Origin of the sequence: Azospirillum tabaci (genome assembly GCF_014596085.1) — a bacterium.
Classification (GTDB): domain Bacteria; phylum Pseudomonadota; class Alphaproteobacteria; order Azospirillales; family Azospirillaceae; genus Azospirillum; species Azospirillum tabaci.
Map to the genome: position 1 here is coordinate 13,225 of NZ_JACCJY010000049.1, position 21,409 is coordinate 34,633.

The 21,409-nt window shown below is 66.6% G+C and carries 21 protein-coding genes; 9 read left to right on the top strand and 12 right to left on the bottom strand.

Annotation, left to right across the window (positions count from 1 at the left end):
* The first annotated feature begins 6 nt into the window (after positions 1-6).
* From H0B54_RS28095 to H0B54_RS28115, 5 genes are read left to right on the top strand one after another with little or no spacing between them, the layout of a single operon-like run.
* Positions 7-597: a DUF3261 domain-containing protein gene (locus H0B54_RS28095; protein ID WP_188263077.1), complete on the top strand. Its 591-nt coding sequence runs from the start codon at positions 7-9 to the stop codon at positions 595-597.
* Entirely contained in the window at positions 594-1,793 is a 1,200-nt protein-coding gene (locus H0B54_RS28100) for a beta-ketoacyl-[acyl-carrier-protein] synthase family protein (protein ID WP_188263078.1), read from the top strand. Before H0B54_RS28095 ends, H0B54_RS28100 begins: the two co-directional genes overlap by 4 nt.
* Positions 1,790-2,266, top strand: a complete 477-nt coding sequence (locus H0B54_RS28105; RefSeq protein WP_188263079.1) for a hotdog family protein — start codon at positions 1,790-1,792, stop codon at positions 2,264-2,266. Before H0B54_RS28100 ends, H0B54_RS28105 begins: the two co-directional genes overlap by 4 nt.
* Positions 2,263-2,988 carry a 3-ketoacyl-ACP reductase FabG2 gene (locus H0B54_RS28110; RefSeq protein WP_188263080.1) on the top strand — a complete coding sequence of 242 codons (726 nt, stop codon included), beginning with the start codon at positions 2,263-2,265 and terminating at the stop codon, positions 2,986-2,988. Before H0B54_RS28105 ends, H0B54_RS28110 begins: the two co-directional genes overlap by 4 nt.
* Positions 2,988-4,211: a beta-ketoacyl-ACP synthase gene (locus H0B54_RS28115; RefSeq protein ID WP_188263081.1), complete on the top strand. Its 1,224-nt coding sequence runs from the start codon at positions 2,988-2,990 to the stop codon at positions 4,209-4,211. The genes H0B54_RS28110 and H0B54_RS28115 overlap by 1 nt, the downstream gene beginning before the upstream one ends.
* Before the next feature lie 8 nt (positions 4,212-4,219).
* On the opposite strand, the gene H0B54_RS28120 is transcribed toward H0B54_RS28115, so the two are convergent.
* The 3 genes from H0B54_RS28120 to H0B54_RS28130 all read right to left on the bottom strand — a co-directional run bounded on the left by H0B54_RS28120 (position 4,220) and on the right by H0B54_RS28130 (position 8,016).
* Positions 4,220-5,737 carry a phytoene desaturase family protein gene (locus H0B54_RS28120; protein WP_188263082.1) on the bottom strand — a complete coding sequence of 506 codons (1,518 nt, stop codon included), beginning with the start codon at positions 5,735-5,737 and terminating at the stop codon, positions 4,220-4,222.
* Positions 5,738-5,876: 139 nt separating this feature from the next.
* The gene (locus H0B54_RS28125; RefSeq protein WP_188263083.1) at positions 5,877-7,550 is read right to left on the bottom strand and encodes a glycosyltransferase family 2 protein; all 1,674 of its coding nucleotides are present in this window, start codon (positions 7,548-7,550) and stop codon (positions 5,877-5,879) included.
* Between the two features lie 76 nt (positions 7,551-7,626).
* Positions 7,627-8,016 (bottom strand): hypothetical protein, encoded by a 390-nt coding sequence (locus H0B54_RS28130; RefSeq protein ID WP_188263084.1) that lies wholly within the window; start codon positions 8,014-8,016, stop codon positions 7,627-7,629.
* 185 nt (positions 8,017-8,201) lie between these two features.
* Between H0B54_RS28130 and H0B54_RS28135 the strand changes: the two genes are divergently transcribed.
* A complete protein-coding gene (locus tag H0B54_RS28135; RefSeq protein WP_188263085.1) occupies positions 8,202-8,786 on the top strand; it encodes a YajG family lipoprotein in 585 nt (194 codons plus the stop codon).
* 150 nt (positions 8,787-8,936) lie between these two features.
* Here the strand turns inward: H0B54_RS28135 and arsN2 are convergent, their stop codons facing one another.
* The 3 genes from arsN2 to H0B54_RS28150 are packed head-to-tail and all read right to left on the bottom strand — an operon-like array spanning position 8,937 to position 10,286.
* On the bottom strand, positions 8,937-9,386 hold the full coding sequence (gene arsN2 / locus H0B54_RS28140) for an arsenic resistance N-acetyltransferase ArsN2 (protein WP_188263086.1): 450 nt from the start codon (positions 9,384-9,386) through the stop codon (positions 8,937-8,939).
* Positions 9,383-9,886, bottom strand: a complete 504-nt coding sequence (locus H0B54_RS28145) for an arsenate reductase ArsC (protein ID WP_188263087.1) — start codon at positions 9,884-9,886, stop codon at positions 9,383-9,385. The genes arsN2 and H0B54_RS28145 overlap by 4 nt, the downstream gene beginning before the upstream one ends.
* Positions 9,887-9,929: 43 nt before the next feature.
* Positions 9,930-10,286 carry an ArsR/SmtB family transcription factor gene (locus H0B54_RS28150; protein WP_188263088.1) on the bottom strand — a complete coding sequence of 119 codons (357 nt, stop codon included), beginning with the start codon at positions 10,284-10,286 and terminating at the stop codon, positions 9,930-9,932.
* 482 nt (positions 10,287-10,768) lie between these two features.
* Between H0B54_RS28150 and H0B54_RS30095 the strand changes: the two genes are divergently transcribed.
* Positions 10,769-12,976 (top strand): hybrid sensor histidine kinase/response regulator, encoded by a 2,208-nt coding sequence (locus H0B54_RS30095; RefSeq protein WP_246472934.1) that lies wholly within the window; start codon positions 10,769-10,771, stop codon positions 12,974-12,976.
* A 120-nt stretch (positions 12,977-13,096) separates the two neighbouring features.
* On the opposite strand, the gene H0B54_RS28160 is transcribed toward H0B54_RS30095, so the two are convergent.
* Positions 13,097-13,564: a response regulator gene (locus H0B54_RS28160; protein ID WP_211109612.1), complete on the bottom strand. Its 468-nt coding sequence runs from the start codon at positions 13,562-13,564 to the stop codon at positions 13,097-13,099.
* Positions 13,565-13,777: 213 nt separating this feature from the next.
* Here H0B54_RS28160 and H0B54_RS28165 point away from each other — a divergent pair, with 213 nt between their 5' ends.
* Both H0B54_RS28165 and H0B54_RS28170 read left to right on the top strand, forming a co-directional pair.
* The gene (locus tag H0B54_RS28165; protein WP_188263090.1) at positions 13,778-14,692 is read left to right on the top strand and encodes a YihY/virulence factor BrkB family protein; all 915 of its coding nucleotides are present in this window, start codon (positions 13,778-13,780) and stop codon (positions 14,690-14,692) included.
* A gap of 335 nt (positions 14,693-15,027) precedes the next feature.
* The gene (locus H0B54_RS28170) at positions 15,028-16,158 is read left to right on the top strand and encodes a sensor histidine kinase (RefSeq protein ID WP_188263091.1); all 1,131 of its coding nucleotides are present in this window, start codon (positions 15,028-15,030) and stop codon (positions 16,156-16,158) included.
* Positions 16,159-16,762: 604 nt separating this feature from the next.
* On the opposite strand, the gene H0B54_RS28175 is transcribed toward H0B54_RS28170, so the two are convergent.
* From H0B54_RS28175 to H0B54_RS28190, 5 genes are all read right to left on the bottom strand, one after another.
* Positions 16,763-17,692: a YsnF/AvaK domain-containing protein gene (locus H0B54_RS28175; RefSeq protein WP_188263092.1), complete on the bottom strand. Its 930-nt coding sequence runs from the start codon at positions 17,690-17,692 to the stop codon at positions 16,763-16,765.
* A 4-nt stretch (positions 17,693-17,696) separates the two neighbouring features.
* Positions 17,697-18,113, bottom strand: a complete 417-nt coding sequence (locus H0B54_RS28180) for a YsnF/AvaK domain-containing protein (protein WP_188263093.1) — start codon at positions 18,111-18,113, stop codon at positions 17,697-17,699.
* An 8-nt stretch (positions 18,114-18,121) separates the two neighbouring features.
* Entirely contained in the window at positions 18,122-18,250 is a 129-nt protein-coding gene (locus H0B54_RS30350; RefSeq protein WP_281390133.1) for a hypothetical protein, read from the bottom strand.
* Between the two features lie 408 nt (positions 18,251-18,658).
* Positions 18,659-19,321 (bottom strand): TetR/AcrR family transcriptional regulator, encoded by a 663-nt coding sequence (locus H0B54_RS28185; protein ID WP_246472936.1) that lies wholly within the window; start codon positions 19,319-19,321, stop codon positions 18,659-18,661.
* Between the two features lie 492 nt (positions 19,322-19,813).
* Positions 19,814-20,941, bottom strand: a complete 1,128-nt coding sequence (locus H0B54_RS28190) for an AI-2E family transporter (protein ID WP_211109613.1) — start codon at positions 20,939-20,941, stop codon at positions 19,814-19,816.
* Between the last annotated feature and the right edge of the window lie 468 nt (positions 20,942-21,409).

A 21,409-nucleotide genomic window follows, 5' to 3' on the forward strand; every position in this document is an offset into this window, starting at 1 on the left:
CACGTCATGACCATGCATAAGGGGTGGGTCGCGCTCCTGTTCCTGCTCGGAGCGTGCGCCTCCGTGCCCGGCAGCGGCCCGGCGGACCCAAGCACGCCGCTGCTCGCCCCCGGCGAGCCGCTGGCCCTGCCGCGCCCGTCCGATCTCGGGCAGAGCGTCGAGGCGGCGCAGCTCATCACCGCCAGCCGCGACGGCCAGACCTTCGTCTTCGAGGGCCGGATCAGCGTCACGCCGGAGCGCTTCCTGCTGGTCGGGGTGGACAGTCTGGGGCGCCGCGCCATGACCGTCACCTGGAGCGATGCCGGGTTGGAGGTGGAAACCGCACCCTGGCTGCCCCCGGCCCTGCGGCCGGGCAGCATGCTGGCCGACATCGTCGTGCTGTACTGGCCCGAGGCGGTCGTGCAGCGGGCGCTCGCCCCCGCGGGCGGCACGCTGAGCGCCGACGCGCACCGGCGCAGCGTGCGCATCGGCGGCAAGGAGGTGCTGCACGCCGAACGCAGCTGGGCCGACGGCGCGCCGTGGACCGGCACGCTGCGCTACGCCAACCTCGCCTGGGGTTACGAGATCGAGGTGCAATCCACGGCGGCGGCGCAATGAGCCGTCCACTCGGACTTGCCGCCCTGGGCCTCGCCACCCCCATCGGAACCGGGGCGGGCGCGGTCGCCGACGCCTTGTTTGCCGGAACCCGCGACGGCCTGCGCCCGCGCTCCGGCGTCGTGCCCGGCCGCGCGGTGCATGTCGGTTCGGTGGACGCGCCGCTGCCGCCGGTGCCGGCGGGGCTGGAGACCTACGACTGCCGCAACAACCGCCTGCTGCTGCTGGCCCTGGAGCAGATCCGCGGCACGGTCGAGGCGGCTGCCGAACGTTACGGCCGGCACCGGATCGCCGTGATCATCGGCACCAGCACCTCGGGCATGGCCGAGGCGGAGGCCGGCTTCACGGCGATGCGCCGCGACGGCGCGTGGACGGGTCCGTTTCATTACGACCAGCTTGCCACCGGTGGGCCGGCGGAGTTCGCGGCGCGCGCGCTCGACCTGCCGGGGCCGGCCTACACGGTGGCGACGGCCTGCTCCTCCAGCGGCAAGGTGTTCGCGTCCGCCCGGCGGCTGATCCGCGCCGGGCTGTGCGACGCCGCCCTCGTCGGCGGCGCCGACACGCTGTGCGGTACCACGCTCGGCGGCTTCAGCGCGCTGGAGGCGGTGTCGGCGGGCCTCTGCAATCCCTTCAGCGCCAATCGCGATGGCATCAACATCGGCGAGGCGGCGGCGGTCTTCCTGCTGACCGCGGAGGACGCCCCGGTGCGGCTGCTGGGCGTGGGCGAAAGCTCCGACGCGCACCATGTCAGCGCCCCCGACCCGGAGGGGCACGGCGCCCTCGCCGCCATGCGGGCGGCGCTGGACGACGCCGGTCTGACGCCGTCGGACATCGCCTACGTCAACCTGCACGGCACCGCGACGGCGCTGAACGATTCCATGGAGGGCAAAGCGGTGCACGCCCTGTTCGGCGGCGCGACCCCGTGCAGCTCCACCAAGGCGATGACCGGCCACACGCTGGGCGCCGCCGGGGCGTGCGAGGCGGCGTTCCTGTGGCTGACGCTGAACCCGGCCCACAACCCGGACGGCCTGCTGCCCCCGCACCTGTGGGACGGCGTGCCCGACCCGGAGATCCCGCCGCTGAACCTGATCGGCCCCGGCGCCACGCTTCCCGGCGGGCCGGCGGCGATGCTCAGCAACTCCTTCGCGTTCGGCGGCAGCAACGTGGCCCTGGTGCTGGGCCGGGGGGAATGGCGATGAGCGCGTATCCGTGGCCCATCGAGGATCTGCTGCCGCACGCACGCCCGATGATCTTGCTGGACGAGGCGGTCGGACGGGTGGACGGCCGCTTCGTGTCGGCGCTGACTGTGCGGGAGGGGGCACCCTTCGTGGTGGCGGGGCGCGGCGCCCCGGCCCATGTCGCCGTGGAGTGGATGGCGCAGACCTGCGGTGCCCAGGTCGGAGCCGAAGCCAGGGAAGCCGGCGGCGACGTCCGCCTCGGGCTGCTGCTGGGCACGCGCGACTTCCGCGCCTCCGTTACCTGGTTCGCCATCGGCGAGCGGTTGGAGGTGTCGGTGGCGCCGGTCTTCCGGGATGAGAACATCGGGTCTTTCGATTGTGTGGTGATGCGCGCGGGCAGCGGGGAGGAGCTGGCGAAGGCGCAGCTCACCGTCTACCAGCCCGAGGACACGGTCGCGCTGCTCGCCAGCCAAGGAGTTCAGGTCGAACGATGAAGAAGACGATCCTGGTCACCGGTGCCAGCAAGGGCATCGGCCGCGCGGTCGCGGAACGGCTGGCCGCCGACGGTTTCGCGGTGGTGGTGCATTACGGCCGCGACGCGGCCGGCGGCGAGGCGACGCTGGCCGACGTCCGCAGGGCTGGCGGCGAGGGCCGGCTGCTCGGCTTCGACATCGCCGACCGCGACGCGGTCCGCGCCGCGCTGGAGGCCGACATGGAGGCGCACGGCCCCTATTGGGGCGCCGTCCTGAACGCCGGCATCGCCCGCGACGCCGCCTTCCCGGCCATGGCGGACGACGATTGGGATTCGGTCCTGAACACCAACCTCGACGGCTTCTACAACGTGCTGAAGCCGCTGGTGATGCCGATGGTCTCGGCCCGCAGAGGCGGACGGATCGTGACGCTGTCGTCGGTGTCGGGGCTGATCGGCAACCGCGGACAGGTCAACTACAGCGCCGCGAAGGCCGGCATCATCGGCGCCACCAAGGCACTGGCGATCGAGTTGGCGAAACGGAACATCACGGTGAACTGCGTGGCGCCCGGCATCATCGAGACGCAGATGACCGACGGGCTGCCCATGGAGGAAGCCCTGAAGCTGGTGCCCATGCGCCGGGCCGGACGGCCGGAGGACGTCGCGTCGGTGGTGTCCTTCCTGTGCTCCGACGGGGCGGCGTACGTGACGCGGCAGGTGATCGCGGTGAACGGGGGTATGGTGTGATGCGCAGGGTTGTCGTCACGGGCATGGGCGGGGTGAGCGCGCTGGGCGAGGACTGGCCGACCATCCGCGCCCACATGGCGAAGGGCGAGACCGCCGTCCGCACCATGGCGGAGTGGGACCGTTTCCACGGCATCAACACGCGCCTCGCCGCCCCGGTGACCGGCTTCACGGTGGACGACCGCTACCCGCGCAAGAAGACGCGGACCATGGGGCCGGTCTCCCGGATGGCGGTCTACGCCACCGAGAAGGCGCTGAACGACGCGGCGCTTCTGAACGACCCGTTCGTCCGCGGCGGGCGCGTCGGTATCGCCTACGGATCGTCGTTCGGCAGCCCCGCCCCGGTGATCGCCTTCGCCGAGCTGATGACTCAAGGCGCGTCGAAGACGCTCAACGCCACCAGCTACATCCAGATGATGAGCCACACGGCGGCGGTGAACATCGGGTTGTTCTACGGCGTGACCGGCCGCATCATCCCGACCAGCAGCGCCTGCACCTCCGGCAGCCAAGCCATCGGCTACGCCTACGAGGCGATCAAGTGGGGCAAGGCCGACGCCATGATCGCCGGCGGCGCCGAGGAACTCGACGTGACCGAATCGGCGGTCTTCGACACGCTGTTCGCCACCTCCACCCGCAACGACCGCCCGCACACCAGCCCCCGCCCCTACGACCGCGATCGCGACGGGCTGGTGATTGGCGAAGGCGCCACCACCCTGGTCCTGGAGGAACGCGAGCGCGCCCTTGCCCGCGGCGCCAACATCCATGCGGAGATCGTCGGCTTCGCCTGCAACTCCGACGGCAACCACGTCACCCAGCCTCAGGCCAGGACCATGGAGATCGCCCTGCGCATGGCGTTGGAGGACGCCGGGTTGACTCCGGATGCCATCGGCTTCGTCAACGGCCACGGCACGGCCACCGAGTGGGGCGACATCGCCGAGACCGCGGCGACCCACGCCGTCTTCGGCCCGCGCGCGCCCATCCATTCGCTGAAGAGCTATTTCGGCCATTCGCTGGGCGCCTGCGGCGCACTGGAAGCATGGCTGGGCATCGAGATGATGCGCGAGGGATGGTTCGCCCCCACCGCCAACCTGGACAATGTGGACGAACGCTGCGCCGAGCTGGATTACATCATGGGCGAGGGCCGGCGGATCGACACCGAGTTCCTGATGTCCAACAACTTCGCCTTCGGCGGCATCAACACGTCGCTGGTGTTCCGGCGCGGGTAGACGGGCGCCTACTCCGCCGCCCTGGCCTCCGCCGGGACTCCCGTCGCCAGGTTCGCCGCGCTCATGCCGGAGATCACCACCGCCTCGACGCCGGGACCGCTTTGGCAGCCGGCGCCGACCAGCATCAGCCCCGGCAGTGGCGTCTTGTTCGGCGGGCACCATTGGCCGCGGGCGGCGCCGTAGATGGCGCCGTTGTCGGCGAGCGCGTAGCGGGTGAAGGTCGTCGGGCTCGCCGTCTGACGGTAGAGGATGCGCCCCCGCAGCCCGGGAAGCACGCTCTCCGCCGCGGTGACCAGACGGTCGGCGAAGGCTTCCTTGCGCCGGCGGTTGGCAGCCTTGTCGGCGGCGAACCACTCCGCGGCCTCCGGTTCGGGCCGCAGGCAGAGCATGGTGACGGCGGCGTGGCCCTCCGGGGCCAGGGACGGATCGACCGCGCTCGGGTTGCCGATCCCGAAATGCAGGCCGTCCGCCCCGACAAAGACGCGGGCCGGCAGGTTCGGAACGCCCTCCACGGCGAGGCTGACCAGGACCGCCGTTGGGCCGCGCTTCAGACCTTTCACACGCTGAGCGTAGCGTTTGGGCAGCAGCGCCGGGTCCACCAGCCGCGTCAACGTGCGGACCACGTCGGAATTGGCCAGCACCAGCGGCGCCCGGTGCACCGTTCCGTCGGCGGTGGCGATGCCGGCGGCCCGACCGCCCTCGGTCAGGATGCGTTCGGCGCGGGTGCGCAGATGGACGGCGCCGCCCCGCTCCCGCACCACCACGCACAGCAGGTCCGCCAGCCGCTGAGAGCCGCCGGCCGGGTACCAGCCGCCTTCCAGATAGTAGCCGAACAGCGGGGCCATCTCACGCACCGGCAGCAGCTCGGGACGGTCGGTGACGTACTCGCTGATGGTGGTCAGCAGGGCCTTCAGCCGTGGGTCGCGCAAATGGGTGTCCAGCATCTCGGCGTAGGGGAGATGCATCCAACGCCAGGCGTCGGGCCGGCGGGCGGTCCAGGACCGCATGGCCTCCAGCGTGGCGGGCGGCATCGGCACGCCGCCGGTCTCATCCACATCGGCGTAGAGATCGGCGTAGACGCGCCCCATCTCCGCGAAGAAGCTGGCGATCCCCGGAGCCTCTTGCGGGAACAGCGCCTGGAGGCGCGTCACCAGTTCCGCCGGTTGGTCCGGCACATCCAGGCACAGGCCGTCCTGCACATAGCGGTGGCGGACCCGGCGCCAGTCCATGCGTTGCGCCACGCCCAGGCCGTCCAGCAGCCGCCGCAGCGGGCCGCGTGGCCCCAGCCCGCTGAAATCCTGCACCCCGGCGTCGAAGACATAGCGCCCCACCGAACCATCCCGGCCGCGGACCTTGCGCAGCCAGGACGAGCAGTAGCCTCCCGGCCGGTCGTGCGCCTCCACAACCAGCACCTTCAGCCCGCGCGCCGCCAGAGTCGCCGCCGCCGACAGCCCGCCGATCCCGGCGCCGACCACCACCGCATGATGCTCGTGCTCCCCGGCCGGCCAACCGCCGAACGTCGGCATCGGCCACGCCGAGGACTGACCGGAGGAGGGACAATGCGTCATGGAAGGAAAGCCGGGCCGTGCAGGACGAGGGTCGCACACTCTACACGCTCCGTCCCCCGCGATGCCATCTTAGGCTGTGTCATTGCGTGGGGAGGTCTCACCGCTGTCCGGCCTTCGGGTCGGCCCAGAAGTCGAAGAAGTTGTACCATTGCAGTGGGTCGCGCAAGCAATGGTGTTCCAGCCTTGCGGCATAGCGTGCGGCGAGCGCGGCGAGCGCGTCGTCCTTCCCGCGCCGCGGCAATTCGATGCGCTCGGCGAAGGGCTCGAAGGTGACGCGGTGGCCCTGTCCCTCGCGCAGGCAGAACAGGAGATAGACCGGACAGCCCATCAACGCCGCCAGCACGTAGGGCCCCTGCGAGAAGGCGGCTTCCCGGCCAAGGAACTGAACCCGGCTGACCCGGCCATTGAACTCCACCGGTGTGCGGTCCCCGGCGATGGCGATCCACTCGCCACGCTCCACCCTCTCCTTGAGATCGATGGCGGTCTGCGGGCCGATGTTGGTGACCTGTATGGTGTGGTCCGCGGCGTCGGGACGGACGGAGCGGATCATCCGGTTGTAGCGGACGGCGTGCCGCGTGTGCAGCAGCACGTTGATGTCTTTTTCGAACCGGGTCCCCAGGCGGGCACGCGACAACTCGGCGTTGCCCAGGTGCGAGACGATCAGCAGCGCCCCCCGCCCCTCCGCGGCGAGGCGGCTCAGCGGCTCCGCGCCGTCGACGGCGATAGGACCGGTGCGCTCCGGAGCGGCCCAGGCGATGAAGGTGTCGAGCGCCTTGACGGCGAAGCTCATGTGGTGTCGCAGCCCGTCCCGCCAGGAAGGGGCCGGCAGGCCTTTCGCCGCGTTGGCTCGCGCCAGGAAGTCCAGCGAATGCCGCCGCCCCGCGGCGTTGGTCATATAGAAATAGCTGACCACCAGCCACAGGAGCGCGATGCAGCCCGGCCGGCCGAGCAGCCGATAGACCAGCGTCACCAGCCTCATGCCCCACCAAGCGCCCCGCTCCCCCACGGTCGACCAGTGCGCGTCGGCTCCCGTTTTCGGCGGACGGTTGCGCAGCACCGAGGGCAGGCGCAGCAGCATGGTCAGCACGAGGCGCGTGTGCATGCGCGTCAGCAGCACGTTGTCCCGCAGGAGGTTGAAGTTGGAGGTGTTTCCCTCGGGATAGACGACCCGCACGGGGATGTGGATCAGCGGAACGCCACGCCAGAACAGGCGAACAACGATTTCCGGGTCAAAATCCATGCGGGTGCCGAGCCGTTCGCTGTCCAGCACCGCCATGGTGGAGGCCAGCGGGTAGACGCGGAAGCCGCACATGCTGTCCTTCACCCGCAGCGACAGCGTCTCCACCCAAATCCACACATGGGTGGCCCAGCGCGCGATCAGCCGCGAGCGGGGGACGGAGTGGTCGTAGACCGGCCGGCCGCTGACCAGCGCATCGGGGTGCGCCGCCGCGGTGGACAGGAGGTCGGCAACGGCCGCAAGGTCGTGCTGCCCGTCGGCGTCCACCTGCACCGCGTGGGTGAAACCGCGCTCATGAGCGCGCCGGAGGCCGGCCATGACGGCGCCGCCCTTGCCTCGGTTCACTTCCAGCCGCAGCACCTCGACCCCGTCCGCAGGGGCGTGCCGTGCCGCGATGGCGGTGCGGGCAGGTTCACCGCTGCCATCGTCGATCAGGATGACCTCCAGCCCATGCCCCCGCAGCGCCGCGACGATTCCGCCGAGCGCCGTGTGGTGGTTGTGGCTGGGGATGATGGCGCAGGCCCGGATGCTCATGCCTTCTCCATGAGGCTTGCCGGTCGGAGAAGCGACCTCCTACCCCTGTTGCAGGAGCAACGTCAAGCGACCGAACTCAGCGACGAGTGGCGACCTGGTCCAGCCTGGCTGCAATGTCGCGTTCGAGGTTGCCCACCCAGCGGTTGTAGGCCCGCTCCACCCCGTCATTGCTGCGCTCCATGTTCTTTGCGCTTACGTATTGGATGCGGTAGCTCCGGTTCGAGAAAAGCACATCAGCCTCGGCCACCCACGGCCACTTGGTGTAGGTGGCGCGGACCTGTCCATCCGCAATGTGCTGGAAACGCCAGCCGCGCCGGGCGCCGGCCTCGACGATGGCGAGTTCGATGGCGTTGAGCGGCAGGGCTTGCGCCCCAGGGGGCACAGCGTGTTCCTGAGTCGTCGTGATCGGTCGGGTCTGGCAGGCGGCCAGGAAGAGAATGGCGGCGACCGCCAGAATGTTGCGCACAGGCCGGTCCTTTTCGGGGTGGCGGAGGTGCGGCATACTTCCTTTTCGGGTGGTTCCCGTCAATGCCCATACTTAAGATTTCAGTTCCTCCTTCCCTACGCTTCGCGTATATGCTCGCCTAAGTGGCGATGGCTTGCGGAAACACGCATGTTGCGGCCAATTCACGAACCGAAGGAACTGCAGGAATGCGAAAGGCCGCGCTGGCTCTGGTTGCAGCAAGTTTGTTGGGCGCATGCTCAACGCATCAGGTTCCGATGAGCTACAGTCCGGCCGCCGTGCAGAAACCACCATTGGCGAAGCCGGATGTCGAGGTGCTCGCCGTCACCGACTCGCGCAAATACACCGGCAAGCACCTGGGCGCGATCCGCGGTGGCTATGGCAACGCCGTGAAGACCATCGAAGCGTCAGGCCCGGTCAAGGACGTGGTGCACAAGGCTTTTGAGGACGCTCTCAAAGCACGCGGCCTTCTCGCCTCGACCAATGGCGGAAGCTACGGCCTGGACATCACGGTCGAGAAGCTCGATTGCAGTCAATTGATCCGCAAGGAGGCGCACGCGCGGTTCCGTGTAGCGGTTTTGGATAAGAACACGGGTCAGCCGGTCTACAGCAAAGTCGTGGAAGACAACCGCGAGGACACGGGAAATCCGTTCGTAACAGGTGTCTTCGGTTCGGTTGAGGAGCTAACCAAGCTGACCAACGACAGCATGCAGGCGGCCATTGACCAAGCCCTCGACAACCCCGCTTTCCTCACCGTTGTCAGAGCACGCTGAACGACTTGGGGTTTGTCGCCCCTATGCATAAAAGACAGCCCCCTGGAACCGTTCTGGTTCCAGGGGCTTTGATCTGGTTGCAGACATGCATCCAACGAGTCCACCCGGGCCCACCCTGATCCCCAATTGGTCGGTGTGGCGGCGGACGCTTCAAGCCGTCGCCCGTGCGAGGGCGGCGCGCAGGCAGACGGCGCTGCCCGGACACAGGCCGGCGAACTGCGCGCTGGACTGGATGACCGGCGGAGCGGACATCCGCTCCACCCGTTGGAAGCCGAGACGCTCGAAGAAGCCGGCGGCACCGGTGGTGAGCAGCCACAGCCGCTCGACCCCCAGCGTGACCGCCTGCGCGCACACGGCCGCCACCACGACCCGGCCATTGCCGGCGCCGCGCCGCTCGTCCGGCACGACCACCGAGCGCAACAGGGCGTCGGCGCCATGAACCTCCAGCCCGCCATAGCCGAGCGTCCCCCGGGCGTCCGCGACGCGCCAGAAGCGCCGGCCGGGCTCGTCGAGATCGTCGGTCGGCAGGCCGTTGGCCGCCAGCAAGCGGGCGAGCGCCGGGCGCTCCGCGTCGGCCAGCGGGATGACGCCTCCGGTCATGCGCCGTCTCCCCCGGCCATGTCGTCGAGCGTGCGCTTCAAAGCCAGCCGGTCGAGCGAGGCGAAGGGCAGGCTGGCGAAGGCCTGGATGCGGCGCTGGATCTGTCCGAACACCGTGGCGGTGAAGGCGGCCTTCTCGGCGTCCGAGCCCCGGGCGCTCGACGGGTCCGGAAAGCCCCAATGCGCCGTCATCGGCTGGCCCGGCCACACCGGGCAGACCTCGCCGGCGGCGGCGTCGCAGACGGTGAAGATGAAGTCCATGTGCGGCGCCCCGGGCCGGGCGAACTCGTCCCAGCTCTTGGACCGCAGCGTGACGGTCGGAAAGTCGAGGCGCTCCAGCAGGTCGCGGACTTGCGGGTTGAGACGCCCAGTGGGCTGGCTGCCGGCGCTGTAGGCGCGAAAGCGGCCGCGGCCCTCGCGGTTGAGCAGGCATTCGGCCATGACGCTGCGGGCGCTGTTGTGGGTGCACAGGAACAGGACGTTGTAGACGCGGTCGGTCATCGCGGGGTCGCCTTTTCCAGGCCGCGGGATGCGGCGGGTCGGGTCAGGTTTCGGGGCCGCAACCCGCCGGGCCGCAGGCTCCCGCCTGAAGGAGGTCGGTTGAGCACAGTTCGGGACGGCCCTGGCAGCAGTCCTCCATCAGGAAGGCGATCAGCCGCCGGGTGCCTTCGTAGTCGCAGGCGTAGAAGATTTGCCGCTGGACCCGCCAGGAACGCAGCAGTCCGGCGCGCTCCAGCGTCGCCAGATGATGCGACAGGGTCGAGCTGGGCACGCCGACCTGCTGGGCGATGTCGCCGGCGGTCAGCCCGTTCGGTCCGGCCTGGATGAGCAGGCGGAACACGGCCAGGCGGGTGTCCTGGGCGAGAGCGGCAAAGGCCTCGATGACGTTCTTTGTTTCCATAATTCGACGATAATCAAATTATGGGCATCCGACAAGCGGCTTGCTTTCCATGCGTCAACTCCGCTCCGGATCGCGTCGCAAAACAGAACGCTCGTCCAGGCGATGCGCGTCCGGTGCGCTTCGATCAGGCGCGCGGAATGGCTCGGATCGTTGCTCCATAGAGCGGTGGTGGCGATGGCCAGCCCGTGCGGACGCCATCACCGCACCCGTCCTGGCGGGACAAGGCATGTTCAGTCAGTGAACCGGTGGAGGGTTCTGACGCCGGTCAGCACGTGAACGCGTTGACACTAACAAAAACTATGGGGGACCCGAGCGCCCCATTTCACACCGCTCTTTCGTGCTTCTTCCTGCGCACCACGCGCGCGTCAGTCCGGCATGCCTTGTCGTTTGAGTTTGCGTTGACCACATGTACCGCCGGTCATTACCTCCCTGCTCCCATGAGAAGGGAAAATCACCAACCCAGGGAGCACCAGGCGTTATCGATGCCAACAGCAACCCTCGGCATAAGAGCCTGGCTCCTCATTCTTTCGCTTCTCACGTCCATTCCCCTTTTTGCCTTTGCCGGATATGCAACATACCGTCTTGCCCAAGCGGAACAGAACGCGATCCTCACGAATCTGGTGCAGCGCAATGACGCTACAGCGGAATCCGTGCAGCAGCACTTCCAAAGCTGGTCCACACTTCTGATGACGCTGGCGAACTCGGAGGTTGCGATGAACGGCGACCTCCGAAGCCTTTACGATCATGCCATCAGGATGAAGGAGCTTTATCCCGACATTGCCAGCATCTCCCTCAACGATCGGCTTGGCAATTTGCTCTTCAGCACGCTCAGCCCCTTCGGAACGGTCCTGCCAAAGTCCCATCAGCCGGAGATGATCGGGCGGATCTTCAAGACCCGGCAGTCGCAGTTGTCGGACGTCTTCACGGGCGCCATCAGCAAATCGTTGAACATGGCAATTGGCGTTCCGGTGATCGCGTCCAACGAGGTCGCCTACAGCCTTCATCTGAACGTGCCAATCAGGGTCTTGAACGCCGTTCTTGACGCCGAGAACCTTCCGCTGGGCTGGTATGCCGCTATCGTCAATCGTGAGGGCACGGTGCTGGCGCGGAACAGGGCCCCGGAGGAGGTCGTCGGCCGAAAAGCGACGACGGAGTTCCTGAAGGTCTTGGAGCATACCCAACGTGGCGTTGTGGACCTGCCGTCGTCCGATGGCACCCGCTTGACGAGGGCGTTCGTCAAGATGCCGCCCTGGGATGTCACCGTGATGGTGGGCGTGCCGAAGGACATCTACTGGGCACCCCTGAGACAATCCCTTGTGCTCGTCGGGGCGGGCGGTTTGGTGTTTGTGGCCATTGGCCTCACTCTGGCCGTCTGGTTTTCAGAGCGCTTGGCGCGAGCCGTCTCCGATGCTTCCGTTGCGGCCACGGCCCTTGGACGCGGCGAGCCCCCGTCTCCGAGACCGACCCGCGTGCGGGAAATCAATGAACTCGGCCGCGCCCTTCTGGACACACACGATCTGTTGCGGCGCCACGACGCGGACCGCGAAGCGGAGCGCCGCGCTGCCCTGGACGCCAGAGCCGAGGCTGAGCATGCAAACCTCTCGAAAAGCAGGTTCCTGGCGGCCGCCAGCCACGACCTCCGTCAACCGCTGCAATCCCTTATGCTGTTCGCGAACGTGCTCCGATCGCATGTAAGCAGCAGCCAAGCGGTCAATTCGCTGATGCATCTCGAGCGCGGCCTTGACGCACTCAAGGATCTTCTCGACAGCCTTCTGGACGTCTCCCGCCTTGACGCAGGGGTGGTCAACCCCACGCTGGAGGACTTCGATGTCAGCACAATGCTTGGCCCCATCCTCACGGCGTATGAAGGTGTGGCGAGAAGCAAGTCGCTGATCCTGGAGGCATCGCCCTGTTCGGCGACGGTGCGCAGCGACCGGACACTGCTCGCCCGCATGGTCCGCAATCTCCTGGAGAACGCGGTGCGCTACACCGAAGCCGGGACAATCCGCGTGACCTGCCGGGTGGAGAATGAGCATGTGAGAATCGCGATCGGTGACACCGGCATCGGCATCCCCGCCGACCATCTCGCGCGCATCTGGGAGGAATTCCATCAGGTTGCCAACCAGGAACGGGACCGCAACCAAGGGTTTGGCCTTGGCTTGGCCATCGTTCGACGCCTCTCGGCCCTTCTCGATCATCCGGTCGACGTGCAGTCCACCCTTGGAAAGGGGTCCGTCTTCACCATCTCGGTTCCGCTCGGGATCGCCGTGTCGGATCAGGCGCAAGAGCCGGTGTCGGTTGCGCCGCTGCAGGAGGTTCAGGACCGTTTCGCCGTTGTCGTCGATGATGACGCCATGGTTCTGCTCGGCTTGACGACCCTGCTGAAGGGATGGGGGTATCACGTGCTGACGGCAACGTCGGCGGATCAGGCTCTCGAGCGCCTTGAGGAAAGTGGGAGGCGACCGGACATCATTCTCTCCGACTACAGACTCCCGCAGAACACCGGCGTGGAGACAATCCTGAAGATACGCGAGCGGTTCCACACGAGGATTCCCAGCATCCTATTGACCGGTGAAACCGGAAGCGAAGCAGAGCAAAATGCCGTCCGGCATGACCTTCACCTCGTCCACAAGCCCGTTACGCCCCGCCAACTCGCCGCCATTATACAAAAGCTCGCGGCACCGGATTAACGAACGGCGACAACCGGCGACGAAGCCGGGCCGGCTCGACGGGGACTAAGGCGCGATAAAGGTCGAGGGTTCCGTCACGCCATCGGTCAAGCACGTCGCCTCTAGAATTTGGCTGGACGTTTAGACGACCGCGCCTTGATTGCCCGGCGGCAGATCCGCTTTCCTGATGCCAGAGAGGACATCATCGACAACGGCCTTCAAAATCGCGGGCGAAACCGGCTTCTGGAGAACCAAGCAGCCACAATCTTCAACGCTCCGCATTGGTCTGTTCGATAGTTCGCCGGTCACGATGATGGCGGGGATGTTCTGTTGGAGCAGGCTACGGATGCAGGCGATCGCGTCGGCCCCGGTGCGGCTGCCCGGAAGCCGCCAGTCAACAACCATAAGAGCCGGTGGGTAACTTTGCCCAAGCTTCTCTGAGGCCTCCTCTTGCGATCCAGCCGCAACGACGTGAAAACCCCATTCGACCATGAGCCATTCCAAAGCCATGAGGATCAGGGGATCGTCATCGATCAGCAAGACCGTGGTCATGGCTGTCCTGACATCTGGATTGCGCGATAGGATCAGCATGGGCACGAAGCCGATCACGGAACAATTAGACCATTTGAGTACGAATTGACGGTGGAGTTGGCGAAGAGTTTGCTTGGCGCCAAACCGGCGTGGCCCAGCACCGCTCAATCGATGGCGTAGGCATGAAGCGAACTTTGCCGGTTGATGCGCTGTTCATTCTGGTTTGGTGATTCGACGGCTGCCGGTCCTTCACGCCCGTGGTACCGCGCCACATCCCCGAAAGCGCAAGCCATGACCGAGCCGCCCGGCAACATCGCTCATATCGTCGGAGCCGACGGCCCAAAGGAGCTCCCGCCATCCAGTTGGAGGGCCATCCTGTGGCGCCTCTGGTTGATCCAGTCGGAAACCGGGCTCTGGGTCATGGCGTCCGGCGTTGCCTTCTACGCCGTGCTGGCCGTTTTGCCCGGCCTCGGCTTTGCCCTGCTGACGCTGGGCATGATCAGCGGCCCCGACCGCCTCAAGGAGCGTTTTGAGCAACTCAAGGGCATTGTTCCGGAGCAGGCGCTGGTTGCTTTCGTCGATCAGCTGGCCGCTATGGTGGGGAACACCGGGGGCACGCTGCGCTGGGGCATCACCGGCAGTCTTCTGCTGATGCTGTGGAGCCTGTGGCTGGGCATGCGGGCACTGATCGCCGCGCTCAACTTTGCCTACCGGGAAACGGAACGCCGCGGCTTCTTCGCCTTGAACGGCCTGTCGTTGCTGCTGGGTCTGGTTTGGCTCGGCTTCGTCCCGCTGACCTTCGGTGTGTTCCTCGAAACCGCGACGCTCGCCGCCGCGCTGCGGCTTCCGGAAGGGCTGCTGTGGATGTTGCAGTGGCTGCGATGGCCGTTCCTGACCGCCATGATTCTGCTGGTGCTGGCGCTGCTCTACCGGGTCGGGCCATGCCGGACGGCGCCGAAGTGGCGTTGGGTCAGTTGGGGAGCCGTGGTCGCGGCAACGTTGTGGATCGTCGCCTCGGCCCTGTTCACCGCCTATGTGCAGCATGTGACGAATTACCAGGCGGCCTACGGCCTCGCCGGTGCGGTGATCACGTTGATGCTGTGGCTGAACCTGATCGCCTACGCCATTCTGCTCGGCGGCGCCCTCAACGCCGAGATGGAACGGCAAGCCACCCGCGAGACCATCTCCCCTCGCCATTGGCCATAAAGGCATGGCGCGATGCAAAAGGCCCTTGCCGGGAGGAGAGCCATGCTTTGAGGGTCAACGGTTCCTTGGCGATCGTGGGTCGGCCGGCCAACCACGACCACCGCGGCGTGGGCGCGCCGAGCGGCGGTGGGCGCGCTGTGCCTCTGGTCGGTTGCCGTGACCGAGCCCAGAGGCGGCATGGTCAGGTTCCCCTTAACTGTGGGTCTTTGTCCCATTTTCGTCGCATCGACTCCCTGGTTGCGGCCCCCCGATATCTCCACTTGTTTGCGCTTTGTGCACCATTTCAGGGCACCATACTCTTTCCCTCCGGCGTTCCCGCAAAACCACGGTCTTCCATGCACCGCCTCATCGCCCGCGCATCCTCCCTGAAAGGGCTGACCCGCTTTCAGCAGTATGCAGCGGCAACGTCCATCATCGCCGTGTTCGTCGCCATCCGCCTCGCCCTGGATACGATCCTGCCGGGGTATCCGTTTCTCATCCTGCTCCCCGCGGTGATGCTGACCGCCCTCCTGCTTGATCGCAGAGCCGGGGTCTACGCGGTCGCCCTGAGCGCAGTTTGCGCATGGTACCTCTTCATTCCGCCACGCTTTGCGTTTGACTGGCCGGACCTGCCGAACGGCGTCGCCCTGGCTTTGTACGTTCCCATCGCCCTGTTGATGGTCCGCATCATCGAGGACCTGCGGAAGGCCGTGAATGCGTTCAACCGGCGCGAACAGGACCTGAAGGACCTCGTCCGGCGCCTCCAGGCGGCTGATGCCGAGAAGGACGTTCTGCTCCGCGAGGTCAATCACCGCATCAAGAACGACCTTCAACTGGTCTCTGCTTTGCTCCACCTGCAAAGCCGTAAGCTCGCCAGCCAGGAGGCCAGGGAGGCCCTGGTCACCGCCGCCGACCGGATCGGCGTGATGGGCCGCGTTCATACCCGGCTGACCCGGCGAGACACCGAAGCGGCCGTCGATATGAAGGACTTTCTGGAGGGGCTGTGTGACGACCTGCGCAGCACGCTCGTCGGCGTGCAGCCCGTGGCGGTGCGGGTGCAGGCCGAGCCGGTCACCATGCCTCTGAGCCATGCCGTTCCCATGGGGCTGATCGTCAACGAACTGCTGACCAACGCTCTCAAATATGCTTTCCGCGACGGGCGGAGCGGTTGGGTTGACATCAGCCTGCGTTGCGCGCCGGATGCCTGCGAACTGGTGGTCCGCGACGACGGCATAGGCCTGCAGGGGCAACAGCCCCGTGACGGGAGCCTTGGCCTGTCCCTGGTGCGCTCCCTGGTGCAGGGCATCAACGGTGACCTCCAGACCACCGAGGACGGCGGCGTGGTTCACACCATCCGCTTTCGACACCCTGGCGCCAAGGCGGACGATTCCTTGCCGGAACCGCCCGCAGCGATCATCTCCGGAAACGGCCCATCCGGCCGTCAAGACAGCGGCCCCGCCGCGGCCATAGCAACCGCTCAGCCGTGACGCGCCGCCTGCGGTCTCGCAGACCGTCGGGCGACGATCAGCGGCACAGCCCCCGCGCCGTTCGCGCCGACCTTCTTCCCTGAGCGGCGTTCAGGAAGCGCACGCGCATCCACGGAGTCCTGCGCGATTTGCTGCCTTGATGGAATGAAAGGAGCCCTCCGGGGGAGCGCAGCGGCGCCTCCTGCTCGGCTGTGCCTCGGTGTGGGGTTCTGCTTCCAACGGCAGCAGGCAGTTCCCCGCGCACGGGGCGGCATGGTCTCCCGCATCGCTTCCAACGTGGCGCCGATGACGCTCAGCGATTACAGGCATGAGGAAGGGGCGGCAACGGCCGCCCCTTCCTTGTGATACGGACGGCGCCTGAAGGCTTCGTCCGTATCACCCTTTCAATCAATGCCATCGCATTGATCTGTCGGGTTTGACCGTGGGCGGATGATGGAAGCCATCATCCGCCCACGGTATGATACCAAAGGCGTTTGATGGCTTCCATCAAACGCCTTCGGTTCAAACCCGACAGCACATGGCACAGCCATGTGCGAAAGGGTCATACGGCCGGCCGATCATGGAACTGTTCATGCGCCGGCCGTATGAGAGGCCAAGGTGGCCGTTACCGCTCGATGTCGTTCCGGCGCACGGTGTTCTCCGCACTGCCCTGCGGCATTCCGGTCCGGCTGTCCTCGACCTCCACCTCGGTACGGCGGACGGTGTCCGACACGGTCTGGGCGCGTTCCTCGACATCCTTGCGGATGACAACCTCTTCCTTGACCACGGCGCGCTTCTGGATCACCGCCTCCTCGTCGGTCTCGCTCACCTCGATGGTTCGTTCTCGGAACGCGTCGGCCGGAACGTCCCCGGCCTCACGCATGATGGGACGGCGCTCAACGGAGACGGTCTCGTCGCGCAGGCGGACCTGCTCCTCGACCGGTGTCTCGACCACATAGGTGCGCACGCGCACGACGCCGCGCTCGACTGCGCGCTTTCCGATGGTCAGTTCCTCTTCGGTAACCGGAACCACCTCTTCGCGGTCGCTGCGAACCCCAGCGCCCATGGTGCTATCCGCCGTCGTATCCGTCGTGTTCACGCTGCGGAACGCCTCGGCCGCGTTGCCGAGCTGAGCATTGCTCCCCGCACCGCCGACCGCGTAGCGTGCCCGCTCCTCGGCGGCCGACGTTTCGTCGTAAGGCGCCGCTGTCTCGTCGTAGCCGGTCCAACCGGTCGACCGGTACGCCTCACCCCGGTGTTCGATGTCGACAACGGTGCCGCGCTCCAGAATGGCAATGGCCCGGTCCACGTCCTCGTCGTCCAACCGCAGCTTCAGAAGCGTACCGCCACGCCGCATACCCTCGGCGTAGACGTGAGCATCGGCATCCGGGACGTTCCAATTGCTCAGGCGGGACAGGAAGCCACCACCGCTTCCCGCTTCGCTGTGAGAGACGATTTCGCCGACGCTGCGATCGAAACCCTCGGCTTCGAGATCCCGGAGGGCCGCTTCGGCGTCGGTGCGCGTATCGTAAAGGGCAATGATGGTCTTGTTCATGAGCCTAATCCTCGTTGCGTTGTTCAGTGCCGGCACCTCGATCCTCGGGTTCGTCCATGTATTCGACGATGGCTTCTTCCGAACGAAGAGTGATCGGGTACTCGGCTTGGACAGTGCGCGAAGTCTTGCGCAAATGGATCTCTTCCCGCAGAAACAGCCGGCGTTCGACCACCAGCATTTCTTCGACGACTGGGATGATGGTTGTGGTGCCATCCTGGCGAATGTCCGGACGGGCATCGACGGCACGGTTCACCGGTATCCGAACGATCTCGACTTCCTCGCGCTCCAGCGCTTGCCGGACGAGTTCATCATGCTCGGCCACTGTGGTGGTTACCCGCACGCGGCCGCGCTCAACCCGACGCTTGCCAATCGAGGCGGTTTCCTCATGAAGCGGAACGACCTCTTCGCGGTCGTTAGCCATGACGCACCCTAGCGCAAGAGAAAGTACAGAAGGATCGCAAGCACGATCAGCCCAACGATGACCCACGTCCAGTTGATACCACCTGCGCTTGCAGAGTCATAAACACCGAACTTTTTGGGACCTTGGTCGTTCGCCATGATGTCCTCTCCAGTTGGGCGACTGGATCCTCAACAGGCGCTTTTCTTTACCGTTCCAACATAGGGATGAGAGATGGAGACATGGCATTGTCCCCTCACCTGGATGGCTTGGCGCCCCCGGCCGTGGCGTGGCATCGAGTGTCACGACGACGTGAAAAGGCCTGATGAAAAATGGTCCAACCGCACGCCTCCTCGACATCGTCCATCATGAGGACGACCCGCTCGCGAAGGACCATGTTGCGTTTGAGGTTGTGCGGGAGCGCCGCGGCAACCGTCCTCCGATCGTGGGCGACATACACTGAGCCTCCTCCACGGCTTCTGGGGAAGTTCAGGCGCTCCCGCCCGTGTCGGGACCGGACGCGTGATCCGAGACGGACAGGTCCGGAGCGAGCGGGTCCGTGAGCGAACTCAGCGGGCACCAGCCGGCAATGATCTCCCCGCCCCGCGCAGAAACAAAGTCCAGGCTTGGTCGAAAAACCGGTCCTGGGCCGCTGTGGATGCGTAGGTCGCGCGGCCCAGCATGGCGTCGTTCATCGGTCCGAACACGATGGAGTGCAGCAAGTGCGCGGCGATCACGCGGGGGTCGTCGCCGCCCAGCATGCCGTCCCACTGCGCGGCGGCGACCAGAGCAACCAGCCGATCGGTGATCGGGTCGCTCTCCCACTGGTCCCGCCGGTCCTCGCCGAGGAGGATCGCTTCGCTCAAGGCGATCCGGTTCAGCGCGATCACGTCCGGTTCCAGGTTGACGGTGAGAAGCCAGCGGGCAACGCGCTTCAATCGCGACAGCGCGTCGCCGCCCGCGGAGTCGATTTCGGCTTCGAGACCGTCCAAGGTCCGCGTGCGCATGCGCTCGACCACCGCCGCGAAGAGAGCGGCTTTCGACGGAAAGCGCCGATCGATCGTGTCCTTCCCCGCGCTGCAGGCGGACGCGACCTGCTCGATCGAGGTCACCGCGAACCCCTGGGCCGCGAAAAGCTGCGCCGCGGTGTCGATGATCCTGTCGGAGGTTTCGGCATCCTCCTTGGAAAGGCGCCCGACGCGTGCCTTGATGGGCGACGATTCCGTCATCATTCCTCCGCCTGCACCGCCCGGCCGTGGACGGACCGGACATCAACGAATGTAAGGTCTCGGTCTTTCATGAGGTTACCGAGGAGCAGACGCTCCTCGCCCTTCCATGCTCGTCGTCCGCGGCCGCCGGCCACGCCCCCCTTCCTAGCAGACGGGCGCCGCGCCGCCCACACCTAAAACGGGCAGAACCAAACCGCCGCCGCGTGGCTGAGCCATCCGTTTCTTCAAAGGAGAGCAGGCGACGCGAGCAACGTGCGTTCGCATCGATCGACTCGCGTCCGCTCCTCGGACGGACGAACGGGCGCGCGCCAAAGGCAGGACGGGAGCGTTCCCAAGGCGAGCCTGCACGGCGCTGCTCGCGGCATCCGCAACGCTGGGCCCGGTGGCGGGTTGGTGACGCACCGCGCCGCTCGGCCGGTCGAGGCCGTCCGCGGCGTCTGAGCGGCCGTTCAGCGATCGAAAAGCTTTGGCCCGAAAAGCTTCGGCCGTGGGCGCCTACTCCGCCACAGCGTCGCCTTCTGGCTCGTTTCCCCCGCTCCATTCCCGAATGAGGCCGTACGCCACGGCGAGCAGCGTCGGTCCGAGAAAAATGCCGATCAGGCCGAAAGCGACGAGACCGCCGACAATGCCTAGGAAAATGATGATGAAGGGAAGATCGCTGCTTCGACCGATCAGGATCGGGCGCAGGATGTTGTCGAGGCTGCCCACGAACACGCCGACCCAGGCCACCAGAAAGATCGCCATGCCGGTGCGGCCCTGGCTGACCAGCCAGATCGTGGCGGGCAACCAAATCAGCGCCGGCCCCATCGGCACCAGCGTCAGGAAGAAGGTGATGAAGCCGAGGAGCAGGGCGCCGGGAAGCCCCGCGATCCAATAGCCCACGGTGGCGGCGATGGCTTGGACCAGCGCGGTGCCGAGCACCCCATGAACGACCCCGTTGATCGTCTCGGCGGCAATGTCGAGGGACTGCCGCGCGCGGGCACCGGCGATCCGCCCGACGATGCTGCGCAGCCGGCGCACAGCGATGCGGCCATCCCGATAGAGGAAGAAGGCGATCAGGACGCTCAGCGCGATCAGCGACGTCCCTGAGAGAAGATGCCCACCGCTCTCCAGCACCAAGTCGCGGATCTGGCCGAAATAGGGCTGGAACGTCCCGCGCAGATTGGCTTCGCCGCTCACGAGCACGCTCCAGATCTCCTGCAGACGGTCGCCGAGGATCGGGATGCCGACCAGCCAGTCCGGCAAGGGCGGAAGTCTCTGATCCATGGCCGCGTGGATCGTTTCGAAGACCCGGAGGACATTTTCCGACAGCTTCATTCCAAGCACGACGAGAGGCCCGACGAGAACCGCCATGATCATCATCGTCATGATCGCCGCCGCCAGCGTTGTACGGCCGCCGAGCGCGTGCTCGATGCGCCGATGCAGCGGCCAAGTGCTGAAGGACAGGATGATGGCCCAGAGGATCGCCGCGATGAAGGGGCGCAACACGACGAAGCAGCCGATCAGCAGGATCAGCATCAGGGACAGGACGAGCGCCTTGCGGACGTAGCTCATCTCGTACCGCTCCGGGGGTCCCGAGGCGTCGTCGCGCGGCATGAACCGGTCGTGAATAAAATCCGCCATGGCTTGTGACCCCTTCCAGGGCGCGAAGGCCCAAACACCCTTGTCGGCCTTGCAGACGTTCATCGGCAAAGACGCTCCGCCCGTCCGTCCGGCGGCCGCAGCACGTCGTAGAAGCAGCACGTCGTAGAAGAAGCCGTCCTCCCCCCACTGGCAGACGCGCGAGCGGGCGTGGTCGTGCGGAAAGCGGTTCAGGGGACGCCCTGTTCGCGCGCCTGATCGAGCCGCACATGCTCGGCCGTCCGACCGCTTTCCAGCCCTTCACCCCGGTCAGGCACTCCCCCTCCCTCGCCGGACCGTTCGTCGATGTTCCCGCTCACCCGGCGCCAACGGACACGTCTTCCGAGGCGCGCCGAACGGCTTCCCGCGCGGCGAAGCCGATGGCGGTGGACGCGGCGTTCGGATCGTCCACCCGCACCACCACGCCGCGCCCGACCAGATGGATGCCGTGAGCCTGGAAGGCCCGGATCA

What these genes read in the sequence shown, in the direction of transcription:
- H0B54_RS28105 (WP_188263079.1), top strand. Translation starts at nt 1,790, where the DNA reads ATGAGCGCGTATCCGTGGCCCATCGAGGATCTGCTGCCGCACGCACGC.
- H0B54_RS28175 (WP_188263092.1), bottom strand. Translation starts at nt 17,692, where the DNA reads ATGAACAAGACCATCATTGCCCTTTACGATACGCGCACCGACGCCGAA.
- H0B54_RS28165 (WP_188263090.1), top strand. Translation starts at nt 13,778, where the DNA reads ATGACCGAGCCGCCCGGCAACATCGCTCATATCGTCGGAGCCGACGGC.
- arsN2 (WP_188263086.1), bottom strand. Translation starts at nt 9,386, where the DNA reads ATGACCGGAGGCGTCATCCCGCTGGCCGACGCGGAGCGCCCGGCGCTC.
- H0B54_RS28120 (WP_188263082.1), bottom strand. Translation starts at nt 5,737, where the DNA reads ATGCCGACGTTCGGCGGTTGGCCGGCCGGGGAGCACGAGCATCATGCG.
- H0B54_RS28145 (WP_188263087.1), bottom strand. Translation starts at nt 9,886, where the DNA reads ATGACCGACCGCGTCTACAACGTCCTGTTCCTGTGCACCCACAACAGC.
- H0B54_RS28135 (WP_188263085.1), top strand. Translation starts at nt 8,202, where the DNA reads ATGCGAAAGGCCGCGCTGGCTCTGGTTGCAGCAAGTTTGTTGGGCGCA.
- H0B54_RS28180 (WP_188263093.1), bottom strand. Translation starts at nt 18,113, where the DNA reads ATGGCTAACGACCGCGAAGAGGTCGTTCCGCTTCATGAGGAAACCGCC.
- H0B54_RS30350 (WP_281390133.1), bottom strand. Translation starts at nt 18,250, where the DNA reads ATGGCGAACGACCAAGGTCCCAAAAAGTTCGGTGTTTATGACTCTGCA.
- H0B54_RS28190 (WP_211109613.1), bottom strand. Translation starts at nt 20,941, where the DNA reads ATGGCGGATTTTATTCACGACCGGTTCATGCCGCGCGACGACGCCTCG.
- H0B54_RS30095 (WP_246472934.1), top strand. Translation starts at nt 10,769, where the DNA reads ATGCCAACAGCAACCCTCGGCATAAGAGCCTGGCTCCTCATTCTTTCG.
- H0B54_RS28110 (WP_188263080.1), top strand. Translation starts at nt 2,263, where the DNA reads ATGAAGAAGACGATCCTGGTCACCGGTGCCAGCAAGGGCATCGGCCGC.
- H0B54_RS28100 (WP_188263078.1), top strand. Translation starts at nt 594, where the DNA reads ATGAGCCGTCCACTCGGACTTGCCGCCCTGGGCCTCGCCACCCCCATC.
- H0B54_RS28115 (WP_188263081.1), top strand. Translation starts at nt 2,988, where the DNA reads ATGCGCAGGGTTGTCGTCACGGGCATGGGCGGGGTGAGCGCGCTGGGC.
- H0B54_RS28150 (WP_188263088.1), bottom strand. Translation starts at nt 10,286, where the DNA reads ATGGAAACAAAGAACGTCATCGAGGCCTTTGCCGCTCTCGCCCAGGAC.
- H0B54_RS28095 (WP_188263077.1), top strand. Translation starts at nt 7, where the DNA reads ATGACCATGCATAAGGGGTGGGTCGCGCTCCTGTTCCTGCTCGGAGCG.
- H0B54_RS28125 (WP_188263083.1), bottom strand. Translation starts at nt 7,550, where the DNA reads ATGAGCATCCGGGCCTGCGCCATCATCCCCAGCCACAACCACCACACG.
- H0B54_RS28170 (WP_188263091.1), top strand. Translation starts at nt 15,028, where the DNA reads ATGCACCGCCTCATCGCCCGCGCATCCTCCCTGAAAGGGCTGACCCGC.
- H0B54_RS28185 (WP_246472936.1), bottom strand. Translation starts at nt 19,321, where the DNA reads ATGATGACGGAATCGTCGCCCATCAAGGCACGCGTCGGGCGCCTTTCC.